Source organism: Ramlibacter albus, assembly GCF_014297445.1.
Lineage (GTDB): Bacteria > Pseudomonadota > Gammaproteobacteria > Burkholderiales > Burkholderiaceae_C > Ramlibacter > Ramlibacter albus.
In genome coordinates this window covers 33,538-45,012 of sequence record NZ_JACORU010000018.1, presented here as the reverse complement: position 1 = coordinate 45,012, position 11,475 = coordinate 33,538, and the positions used below count along the sequence as shown (strand labels likewise).

9 protein-coding genes are annotated in these 11,475 nt (G+C 65.6%); all 9 read right to left on the bottom strand.

From position 1 onward, the window contains the following. Positions 1-6: 6 nt before the first annotated feature. Positions 7-402 (bottom strand): hypothetical protein, encoded by a 396-nt coding sequence (locus tag H8R02_RS28820; protein ID WP_187085286.1) that lies wholly within the window; start codon positions 400-402, stop codon positions 7-9. 44 nt (positions 403-446) lie between these two features. Continuing rightward, the gene (meaB, locus tag H8R02_RS28815) at positions 447-1,586 is read right to left on the bottom strand and encodes a methylmalonyl Co-A mutase-associated GTPase MeaB (RefSeq protein ID WP_222622687.1); all 1,140 of its coding nucleotides are present in this window, start codon (positions 1,584-1,586) and stop codon (positions 447-449) included. Beyond that, entirely contained in the window at positions 1,583-3,244 is a 1,662-nt protein-coding gene (locus tag H8R02_RS28810) for an acyl-CoA mutase large subunit family protein (RefSeq protein WP_187085284.1), read from the bottom strand. The genes meaB and H8R02_RS28810 overlap by 4 nt, the downstream gene beginning before the upstream one ends. A gap of 13 nt (positions 3,245-3,257) precedes the next feature. Continuing rightward, positions 3,258-3,668 carry a cobalamin B12-binding domain-containing protein gene (locus H8R02_RS28805; protein WP_187085283.1) on the bottom strand — a complete coding sequence of 137 codons (411 nt, stop codon included), beginning with the start codon at positions 3,666-3,668 and terminating at the stop codon, positions 3,258-3,260. A gap of 79 nt (positions 3,669-3,747) precedes the next feature. Then, entirely contained in the window at positions 3,748-4,335 is a 588-nt protein-coding gene (locus tag H8R02_RS28800) for a TetR/AcrR family transcriptional regulator (protein ID WP_187085282.1), read from the bottom strand. Positions 4,336-4,363: 28 nt separating this feature from the next. Next, a complete protein-coding gene (locus tag H8R02_RS28795; RefSeq protein WP_187085281.1) occupies positions 4,364-5,437 on the bottom strand; it encodes an AI-2E family transporter in 1,074 nt (357 codons plus the stop codon). A 103-nt stretch (positions 5,438-5,540) separates the two neighbouring features. Further along, complete coding sequence (locus H8R02_RS28790) at positions 5,541-5,924, bottom strand: DUF2750 domain-containing protein (RefSeq protein ID WP_187085280.1); 384 nt, start codon at positions 5,922-5,924, stop codon at positions 5,541-5,543. Positions 5,925-5,931: 7 nt separating this feature from the next. After that, positions 5,932-6,375, bottom strand: a complete 444-nt coding sequence (locus tag H8R02_RS28785; RefSeq protein WP_187085279.1) for an SMI1/KNR4 family protein — start codon at positions 6,373-6,375, stop codon at positions 5,932-5,934. A gap of 3 nt (positions 6,376-6,378) precedes the next feature. Then, positions 6,379-11,367 (bottom strand): RHS repeat-associated core domain-containing protein, encoded by a 4,989-nt coding sequence (locus H8R02_RS28780; protein WP_187085278.1) that lies wholly within the window; start codon positions 11,365-11,367, stop codon positions 6,379-6,381. Positions 11,368-11,475: the final 108 nt, after the last annotated feature.

Below are 11,475 nucleotides of genomic sequence, written 5' to 3'. Positions count from 1 at the left end.
ACCGGCTCAGGGCGCCGACAGCCCTTTGCTCTTGAGGATCGCCTGCGTCTCTTCGCTGGACAGCAGGATCAGCAGCGACAAGGCCGCATTCGAGTTCACCGCATTGGTGGACAGCGCGCCCGCGTAGAACACGCGCGACTCGCGCGCGAGGCGGGTGATCGACCCGTCGGCCACAACCCCGTCCTTGCCCAGCCGCTCCAGCTCGACCTCCGGCAGAAGGGCCAGGTCGAAGTCGTCGTCCTCCACGAACTTCACCTTGTGCCCGGTGCGCTTCTCGAAGCCAGGCGCCACGGCAACGACAACGGGCTTGAAGGCCACGCTCACCAGGACGTGGACGTCCGCCGCCAGCGCATGGCCGGCGAGCAGGCAGGTGGCGATGAAGGCAAGGGCAAGCCGGACCATGCGCCCATTCTGGGCAGGGCGCGGCCGGCGGATATTGAGTTAGATCAGTTCGGGCGCTCGGTGCGGTACACGGTGCCCGTGAAGCTGCACAGCGCAGCGCCGTCGCTTTCGCGGGTGACGTCCACGCGGTAGACGGCCAGCTTTTTCGATCGCGACACTTCCACGGCGCGGGCCACAAGGGTGTCGCCGGTCGTAGCGGGGTTCTGGTAGGTGATGTGCGCGTCGATGCCGGCCGCGATGACGCCGTGCGAGTTGGAGGCCAGCCCGAAGGCGGTGTCCGCCAGCGAGAAGGTGACGCCGCCGTGGCACGTGCCGTTGAAATTGATGTGCGAAGGCTGCAGCGTGAGCGCCACAGTCGCCGTGCCGCTCCCCGCTCCGCGCAGGCGCACGCCGAGGCTTTGCGCGAACGGGTCGCGTGCCCAGAGTGCGTGCACGTGGCCCGCGACCGGGTCCACGGCGGTCAGCCTGCGCCCGCGCCCCGCTGCCTGCGCATGCGCGGCGATGCGGTCCGCCAGCTCGGGCACGCCGAGCTTGTCCTGCGTGCTGGTGCCGAGCACCGGCACTTTCCAGGCGCCTTCAGGCGCCGCAGCGCGCAGGTGGAGCATGTCCCGCAAGTCGCGCATCGTGCGGTCCGCGCTCGGCAAGTCGGATTTGGTCACCACCAGGATGTCCGCGATCTCGAGGATGCCCGCCTTGATGGACTGCACGTCGTCGCCCAGCCCCGGCGGGCACGCGACGATGCGCGTGTCCGCCACTTCGACGATCTCGACTTCGGATTGGCCGGCGCCCACCGTCTCCACGAGCACGACGTCGAAGCCGGCGGCGTCGAGCGCATCCACCATCGTGCGAGTGCCTTGGGCCAGCCCGCCGAGATGTCCGCGCGAAGCGACCGAGCGGATGAACACGTCGCCATGCGCCCCATGCTCGCCCATGCGCACGCGGTCGCCCAGCACGGCACCGCCGGTGATCGGGCTCGAAGGGTCGACGGCGAGTACGCCGGTCTTCCGTCCGCGAGAGAGCCATTCGCCGAGCAGCAGATTGACGAGCGTCGACTTCCCGGCACCCGGTGCGCCCGTGATGCCGACGACATGCGCGCGCCCCAGCGACTGCGTATCGAAAGCGACGGCGTCACCGCGCTCGATGCGGCTGAGCGTGCGCGCGAGGGCCAGCCGGTCGACGCTCACACGATCCCCTGGACGTGCCCGAACCCGAGCTCGCGGCGCAGCAGCCCGCAGATTTCGCCGTGCGTGCACCCGGCCTCGGCCGCGTCGATCACCCGGCCGAACACGTTCTCGTCCTTCGAGTTCGCGGCCCGCGCCAAGGCATCCAGCGCGCGCTGCACATCGCCCTGCGAACGTTGCGCCTTGTATTGCCGGAACGAGCCGATGAAAGCCTCCATCGCCTCGCGCTCCGGCCGCACGTTGATCGGCCGCGCGCTCGCGTCCTCTTCCACCTGGTAGCGATTCACGCCCACCACGGTCTGCTCGCCGCTGTCCACCTTGCGCTGGAAGCGCGCGGCCGACTCGCCGATCATGCGCTGCACGAGACCGCTTTCGACGGCCTTGTACATGCCGCCCGCGTCCTCCACGACCTTCATCACGCGCAGGATCTCGGCCTCCATCTGGTCCGTGAGCGTCTCCACGTAATAGCTGCCGCCCAGCGGGTCGATCACGTCGGTGAGGTGCGCCTCCTCGCGCAGGATGTTCTGCGTGGCGATCGCGATGCGCGCGCCGTACTCGCTGGGCACCGACAGCGCTTCGTCGTACGCATCCGTGTGCAGCGATTGCAGCCCGCCGAAGATGCCGGCCATGGCCTGCACCGTGGTGCGCGCGATGTTGTTCAGCGGCTGCTGCCGCGTGAGGTCCACGCCCGAGGTCTGCGCGTGGAACTTGAGGCGCCACGACTTCGGGTCCTTCGCGCCCAGCGTCTCGCGGGACACGCGTGCCCAGATGCGCCGCGCAGCGCGGAACTTCGCCACCTCCTCGAAGAAAGAAATGGAGATGTCGAAGAAAAAGGTGAACCGCGGCAGGAAATCGTCGGGCGCCATGCCGCGGTCGATGCAGTCGCGCGCATTCTGGATGGCGGTCGAGAGCGTGAAGGCCACCGCCTCCGCGGGCGTCGCGCCGGCCTGCTGCATGTGCTGGCCCACCACCGACATCGGGTTCCACTTCGGCACGTGCTGGTTGCAGAACTCGATGTGGTCGCCCAGCACGCGCCGCGCGCCCGGCAGCGCGAGGCGGAAGAACATGTGGTTGGCGACGTAGTGCGAGAGGTAGTCGCTCTGGTTGGAGGTGCCGCTCACGTCGCGCCAGTCCACGCCGCGCCTTTTCGCGGCTACAAGCATGAAGGCCAGCAGCGTGAACGGCGAGGGGTCGTTCTGCGCGCAGGACGTGCGCGCGAGGTCCACGCCGGCGAGCGACTCGTCCATGTGGTCCGCCGTGTTGATCACCGTGCCGCAAGTGCCCAGCAGCTCGATGTGGCTCTCGTCCATGTCGTAGCCGCGGTACACCGAGTTGCACGGGATGAGCGAGATCGCCGTCGCGCCCTGGTCCAGGATGCGGCGCAGCCGCTGGTTGTATTCGGCGGGCGTGCCCAGGCCGATCAGCTGCCGTTGCGTCCACGTGCGGCCGCGGTGCATGGTGGCGTAGATGCCGCGCGTGTAGGGTGGCTGGCCGGGCAGCCCGAGTGCTTCGGCGCCGGCGCCGGTGTAGAGCGGCTGGATGGGGATTCCCGAGCGGTTGGTCACCTGCCGGTCGTTCGGCAGCGCCTGCGAATACTCGCGCTGCCATGCCTCGTACGCCGCCGCATACGAGAACAGCTTGGGCTCGGTCGGCTTGTTCATCGGTAGGCCTCCTTCACGCGTCCTGCCGCTGCGCGCGCACCTGCTGCGCCAGCTCGCGCACGAAGGCGGCGATCTCGGCCATCGTCGAGCCGGGGTGGAACACGCGCGCCACGCCGGCCTCCAGCAGCATCTGCTCGTCGGCGTCCGGCACGATGCCGCCCACCACCACGCCCACGTCGCCGATGCCGGCCTGCGTGAGCGCGGTCATCAGCTTGGGCACGATCAGGTGGTCGGTGGCGAGCGAGGAGATGCCAATCACGTCGACGTCTTCCTCCATCGCCAGCTTCACCACCGCGGCGATCTCCTGCCACGGCGGCGTGTAGATCACTTCCATGCCGGCGTCGCGCAGGCCGGCCGCGACGATGCGGCTGCCGCGGTCGTGGCCGTCGAAGCCGATCTTGGTGACGAGGACTTTCGGGATCATGCCGGCCTCCGCACGGCCGCCCGAAGGAGGCCGACGCCCCCTCTGGGGGCAGCGGAACACGTAGTGTGGAGCGTGGGGGTCATGACATTTCCTCCTGCGACTGCTTGAGCAAGCCAATGAATTTGCGGGCGAGGGCGCGCGGGTTCAGGCGGCCATCCGCGCGGTACCAAGTCTGCGAGTAGTTCAATGCGCCGACCAGCATCAGCCGATACGCACCACGGTCTGTGCCGCGTGCGAGCGGCAGGGCCTTCACCAGGTCCACCCACAGCGACTCGTAGCGGTTGCGCAGTTCCACGAGGCGCGGTTGCGCGCTGCCGCCGTCGGACGGGCGCACGCGCACCACCACCTGGGCGTAGTCGTCGTCGCGCAGGATGGCTTCGAGGTGCGCGATGCACGCTGCCTCCAGCCGGTCCCACGGGTCGTCATGCCTGTCGATGGCGGCTTGCACCGCCACGGTCACCTGCTCCACACCGCGCAGGTACACGGCGGCGAGCAGGTCTTCCTTGGTGGCGAAGTGCGAGTACAGCGAGCCGGGCAGGATGCCCGCCGCCTTGGCGATGTCGCGCACCGACGTGGCCTCGTAGCCCTTCGTGCGGAACAGGCGCGCGGCTTCGTCGAGCACGCGGGGCAGGCGGCTGTCGGCATGGGGTGAGCGCGCGGTGGCCATGCCGCGCAGTATAACAAACGACTGTTTGCTAAATTCGTTCCTGGCGTGCGCTGGCCAGCATGTCCCAGCTGACCAGGAACACGGCCGCGATCACCGGCCCGATCACGAACCCGTTCAACCCGAACACCGCCAGGCCGCCCAGAGTGGCGATGAGTACCAGGTAGTCGGGCATGCGGGTGTCCTTGCCGACCAGGATGGGCCGCAGCACGTTGTCCACGAGGCCGATCACCAGCACGCCCCACACGGTGAGGCCGATGCCCTTGACCAGGGAACCGGTGACGACGAAGTAGAGCGCCACGGGCCCCCACACGAGTGCGGCACCTACGGCAGGCAGCAGCGACAGCAGCGCCATCACCGCGCCCCAGAGCACGGCACCCGTCACGCCCAGCACGAGGAAGGCCAGCGCGCCGAGCGCACCCTGCACCAGCGCGACCAGCACGTTGCCCTTCACGGTCGCGCGCACGACCGTGGCGAACTGCGTGAGCAGCCGGTCCGTGTGTTCCTGCCGCAGTGGCATGCGTTTGGCGATTGCCTGCGACAGCGTGTCGCCGTCGCGCAGCATGAAGAACAGCACATACAGCATCACGAAGAAGCCCACGAGGAAGTCCAGCGTGACCTGCCCGATGCTGAACGCCCGCGCCGTCAGCGCCTGCCCGCTCGTACCCAGCGCCGCCAGCACCTTCTGCTGCAGCAGGCCGAACTCCGTGATGCCCAACCGTTGCACGATGGCCTGTGCCCATGCAGGCAGCGCCTGCACGATGCGGGCGAAGTACTCGGCCGGGTTGAGCTCGCCCGAGCGCAGCTTGGCCACCACTACCGATGCCTCATCCGCGACCGTGGCGGCCACCAGCGACAGCGGCAGGATCACGATGATGAGCACGATCATCAGCGTCGCCAGCGCGGCCATGCTGCGGCGGCCCCGCGCGTTGCGCAGCACGCGCTGCTGCAGTGGCCAGAACACGATGGCGATGAATACGGCCCAGCAGACGGCGCCGAAGAAGGGCCAGAGGATGAGCGCGAAAAGCAGGGTCGCGGCCAGGACAAGGACCAGCAGCGACTTGAATTCGAGTTCGGGGTCTTTGAGGGGGTTGGGGCCGGTCATTGGCCCGGAGGTTACACGAGGGGTGCCACGGCGGGCTGCGCCTTCGGGTTTGGAGCACGCACAGTGCCGCTGCCAAGCTCGGGAAGAGGAACTCAGTGCACTTCTAATACTTCGACAACTCTGCTTCGAGCGCCGCCGCAAGCTCTTCCGACCTGATCGTCACACCCTTGTTCTCAGGGGTGTAGAAGACGCCAGGCAGTACCTTTTCCCTCTCGAGACGTGGGAGGAGCTCTCCCATCAGAACCTCGACAGATACAGGCTTGGGGGCATAGTTCCTCCACTCATCTCTCGCGCAAAGTTCTGCATACTCGGCAGCCGGCCAAAGCGGAAACACTGAGAAGCCTTCATCGTCAGCCGCGAGTGCCCACCCGTCTTGAAAGAGTCCCCAAGCCTGCTCGCGATCAGCGACGACCTTCACGAAGTGCTCGAATCGTTTGGGGCCCTGCAGTCGCAAAACGGCTTCGAAACTTTTCGGAATCTTCGTCATCTTGCGCTTAGCTATCGCCGTAACCAAACCGAGCCAGAAAACCGAAGACGTTGTCGAACTCGGTCTCTGTCACGCCCGTCTCGTGGGTCCAATAGTGCACCCGCTCTTGACCACGGACTCCGTCATGCTTGAAGACATAGAGCCCACCGGTGAAGTCATCACAAAACGGTATCACGCCTCCTGGCAGATACGAGCCGTACTCGCTCATCTTGAATGGCAGGTACCACTCACTGTCCGAATTCGCGGACAGAACTGTCACAAGCCCAAAGTCTCCGCCGCCGAACTCCTTGAGAAACTCTCGGTAACTTTCCGGCAGGCGCACACCGATCTCGGACTCGACAAGCACGATATCGGCATCGCTTGCCCGCGGCTCAGAAGCCGGCAGCATGAATAGCTTGGGTTTGGCGCGTCGGGCCTCAGCGTCGAAGGTTCGGAACTCTTGCAAGTTCATGTGCTAATCGTAGAGCATTCCGGGGAATTTTTGATGCGCGCCTTGTTCCTGCGCCCTGTACCACCAATGAAGTTGCCGGTCCTGGTTGCGCATTTCAGGGGTTACTCCTTGGTTGAACGTGTTCGGGTGCAGCGTCGTGTTCCCCCGATGGACCGATGGCAAGACCTCGTGAATCGCGGAGCCTGGCATCTGGTCTGCGTGATGGAGGTCCGGCCGACCCAGACTCCGGGGCGGCACGCCGCGCAAGCCGTCCAGGAGATCCCGATTCGTCCATTGGCCCTGAATTCTCACCGGAGGCGCATTGACACCGTACCTGCGACACTGCTGCGCCGATTGAAGTGTTCGGAGGATGGTGGATAGCTGCGCGATATTTTGTGCCGAGTAGCCACTGTTTGGTGCAGAGATCGAAGTGTAGGAGTAGCCATAGCTGCCCAACTCTCGAATCAGGACGCGCGCTTGTGCGTTGAGAAGGTTCTGCTGATACGACTGGAGCGAGCCGCCCCGTCGTGTGAGCCCAAGGGGGTCATTGAATTCGTGCGGATTTGATCCCGCGTACGGGTAGCGATTCAGTCCGCCATCGAGCCCCACGGGGTCAGGTTGGATGTACCCGCCCCGGACTCGAGCGTCATAGGGACGAAAGTCGTTTGCGATGAGTCCGGACTCTGAATCGAAATACTGGCCGTCGAACCTTAGATTGAGTTCGACAGCAGGCAGCGTAGCCCGCAGCCCGCTTCCGACTGTAAAGGCGAGTATTCCGGCAGGCGTGTTGGCGCCGAATCCACTGTACGACCACTGCCAGACCACTAGACGGGTCGCATCCCTGACCTGCCGCGGGGTTCCGAGATGATCAGTGTGAACTGCGTACAGCTTTCCGTTCTTGTAGAAGCCCACTGGCATGGCGCCCTCGGCCGTTGGGAGCCAGATGTACTCTGTATTGCCCCTTGATTCAGCGGTCCCGTTGTCGTACTCGCCGACCACCGCCCAACTCGGGATTGCGCCGTCTCCGTAAACGAACGACTTGCCGAGCGTGGACTTGGCGCCATTACCTCTGGCGAACAACCACCCGAAGTTCTTGCGCAACCAGTTCACAAACGTGTTGCCGAGCGCATCCTCACTCGGAAGCGTTTGCACCACCTCAGGCTCACTCTTGAACACACGCTGTCCAAGCCCGTTGTAGAGGTATCGAACAGCGGCAGCCTCTCCGTTTTTCTGAATCTGAACTTGCGCGAGGCGACCCACGTCGTCGTAAACGAAGTTGCGCAGCCCATCGTTGGTCATTGCCCCGTTCTCGTCGACGCTGTAATTGACCGTCGAGTCCGTCGCGGAAAGAATTTGATCGTTCAGCATCTTCGTCAGCGTCTGCCTGAACCCGAGCAACCTGTTGCTGCCCGGGTCGATCTTCAGCGTCTGGTTCGCGCTTTGGGCGAGGTTCGGCGCATCAAACGTGCCTTCGAGGTCCACGTCGCTGCCCTGCGTCTCGATCGCGGTGAGCCGGTTCGAGTTGGGGTCGTAGGTGTAGACACTCTTCGCGCCCGCGCGCTCGAAGCTCGTGAGCCGGTTACGCCGGTCGTAGCCTGCCGTCCACGTGATTGGCACGGTGTACAGCTCGGAGACGGTTGTCGTGCCGACGACCACGCTGCGGCTCGCCCACAAGTCCTGGGTGATTCCGACCATCCTTCCGGCCGCGTCGTACGAGTAGCGCGCGAACTCGTTGGAGGTCATGCGACTGTCCTGGTCGAAGGTGCGGTTCGCCTTCGCGCCGTTGAACCAGTCCCACGATTTCGGCTGGCCGAGCGGCGTGTGCTTCAGGTTGCTGACGAGGGTCACCCACGCCTTGCTCTTGCCAGGCTCCAGCACGTCGATACCGGTGATGCGCCCGGCCGTGCGCTTGAACATCACCTTCAGGCCGCTGGGGTACACCATCCCGGTGAGGTCACCGTTCGTGTAGCTGTAGGCAACTCGGTAGGAGCTCGGATTGCTGGGGTTGTCGTTTGTGAAGGTCGTCTTGTCCAGCACGCGGCCATGCAAGTCCCGCGTGTACAAGGTGCGGCCCGAGCTGTCTTCGATCTTGGAGATGAAGCCAGCGGTGTCGTAAGTGATGCGCACCGTGCTGCGCGCGTGGTAGCGGATCACAACGGGACGCCCGAGCACATCGCGCTCAATCTGGGTGACCTGTCCTTTCGCGTCGCGGCTTTCGACCACGTCGCCCCGGCGATCCCGCTTCAAGGTGACCGTGCCGATGTCCGGGCTGCTCTCGCGCGTGACTTCGCCGAACGCGTTCACGGCGTACGAGGTCTTGACCTTCTTCGGGTCGGTCACCTCGGTGAGCTGGTCCAGCGCGTTCCACGACTGCAAGGCCGACTCGTTGTCTGCAAATGTCGTGGAGGAGATCCGGCGCAGGCCGTCGAGCGACTGCCGCGTCGTCTGGTTCAGCGGGTCGGTCTGCGCAACGCGCTCGCCATTGGCGTCGTAAGACAGCTGGGTGTTTTGACCGGCGGCGCCTTGGATGGCAACCACCTGGTTCAGCGCATTGATGACGCGTGAGGTCGTCAGCGCAATGTTGCCAGCGGCATCCTTGACGTCCTGCCGCACGGCATTGCCTTCGGCATCCAAGGTATACGCGATGACGCCACCCTGGTTGTCCGTGGCACCCACGAGGCGCTGCGCGGCGTCGTACGTGTACTGCACCTGGTAGCCGTTCGGCAGCGTGGCGCTGGCGAGTTGCCCCGTGAGTGTGTATGTGAAGCTGCTTGAGTCGCTGCCGCGCACCTGAGTGAGCAATCGGCCGCGACCGTCATAGGTGTAGCGCGTGACGAGGCCGCTGGGGTCGGTCTGTGTCAGCACGCGGCCGCCCGCGTCATGCGTGTAGACCGTTTCCAGCCCGAGCGGGTCTTTCTCGCGAATGCGGTTGCCCAAGCTGTCGTACGCGTACTGCCAGGTGGCGCCTTCCGAGTCGGTCATGGACGTGGGCAGGTTGTTCGCGGCGTAGGTCCAGCGCCACGTGCGCACTTCGCCTGTTGCGGTGTCGGTCACGGTACGAGTGAGCAGGTTGCCCAGGGCGTCCCAAGTCGACTCTGACGTGCGACCCGGCTCCGTTACGCGCACAGGCCGACGCAGCGTCGGATGCCACTCGGTCTGCGTCGTCTGCGCTTCGGGCCGGTTGGCAGCGCGGGTCTGCGCCGTCTGCAGGCGGCGCGTCCCATCCCAGGTGAAGAGGGTCGTGATGCCGAGGAAGTCGGTTTCGCTCACCACAAGGCTGTTGACGTCCAGCGTGCGCTGCGCAACGCTCTCGCCTGCGACGCCCAGCGTGCTCGACTGCGTGAGCGCCAAACCGCTGGCCGCGCCTGTCATCCGCGAGTACTGGTAGGTGCGCGTGGTGCCGAGCGCATCGCTGACGGCAGTGGACTGCTCGCCATAGGCCACGCTGCGCCGGTGCACGCCGCTCGCCAGTTCACTCACCGCTGCCCGGCCGCTCGCGTCGTACGCGTAGTTGCCCCACCGTTGGCTGCGCTCGTCCACGAGACCTGTCACAGCGTTCGGCCAGCGGGTGTCCTCATAGAGGTACGCCCGGCTCGTGCCCATACTGTGCGTCGCCTGCGCCAGGCGTGCGGCGCTGTCGAAGCCGAAAGACACGCTGTTGCCGTCCGCCCCGACGACACGAACGAGCCGCCCGGCCGCATCCCAGTCGAACGTCATCGACCTGCCAAACGCATTGCTCACGCGCGCAAGCTGGCCGCCCGTATAACCGTAGGTATAGGCCCAGCCGTTGCTGCCACGCATCACCAGCAGGCGCCCAGTGGCCTTCTCGAACTCGTAAACGGTTCCGTCGTGCAGGCGCCTCACGACGATGCGATCGCCCTCGTCGGTCATCGAGTCCGCGTTGCCGTCGGCCTGCCAAGTGGCAGGCGCTGAGGTCACTACAGCTGGCGGCGGGCAGTCCACGCCGGAGGGGCAGGACCAGTTCGCGACTGCGCCGGCAGGGACGGCTGCATTGCGGAAACGGCTCGATGTCCCGTCACCGAAGAGGACCGTGCGCCACTCGGTTCCCAGCGCCACGCGGTGCGCGTGGTTATGGCTCCAGTGCGTTCCAAGGCCCGCCGCAGGCAGCTCGTCCCAGCGGCTCGCATAGTGCCGCGTGAACTCCAGCGGATGCAGCGCTGCATCCTGCAAGTCGGCTTCTTCCAGCAGTTTCGTCCCGCTCGTGAGCTCGATCGGGAATTCGGTGCGGTGGCACATCTGCGCCTGCAAGGCAGGCCTGCCGAGTACCGTCATCTTGACCAAAGCGCGGTTCGTGCAGCCTTCACAGGCGATGGACAGCACCGCCTCGCGTGTCGCGCCCACCAGGTCCCACGTCGACGAATACTTGATGCGCACCTCCCCGTTCGCATCCGTATACGGCGTACTCTCGAAGGTGAAGCCGCCGAAGTTGCCCGCATGCGGGTACAGCAGCACCATCACCCCAGCCTTGGGCGTGCCCTGCATCACCTTGGCCGCGAAGACCACCGGCCCGTCGCCGACCTTGACGGTCCTTCCACCGTTCGATGCAACGGTGCGCGGCGTAGGCGTCGTGCAACTGATCCCGTCGACCGTGAAGTACGGGTCGTCGCAGGTGCACACGGGGTACTGCCCCCAGGTCGTGTAGCTGAGCGTCGCGTTCGCCGGGCAGGAGATGTCGCCGCGCTCCGGGTACAGGCCGCTCAGGGTCACCCTGTACCCGTCGGTGTACTCGCAGTACTGGTTGCCCGACATCGCCACGTAGATGCCTTGGAAGGTGCGCGTGCCGCTGTACTTGATGCACGCGGCTTCCTTGGTGCAACTCGCGGTGAACCGCTGCGACGCCGCCCACCAGGACGCGGGGCACTTCGAAAGAATCTCCACTTGCCCGGACGCATGCGCCGGCAGCGAAGGCAAGAAGAAAAACGCAACTGCAAGAAGCGCAGCCACGGTACTGCTCATGAACGCGCGAATGCGCGCCAGAAGCATCGTCGGCATCGGTAGGTCCCCCCTCGGTTTCGATCCGGGTGGGACGTTAACTTCATTGGGGCGAGCTGTGCACTGTTAGTTCTAACAGGCGGCCCCGCCGGTTTGCGGCAAGAAGCG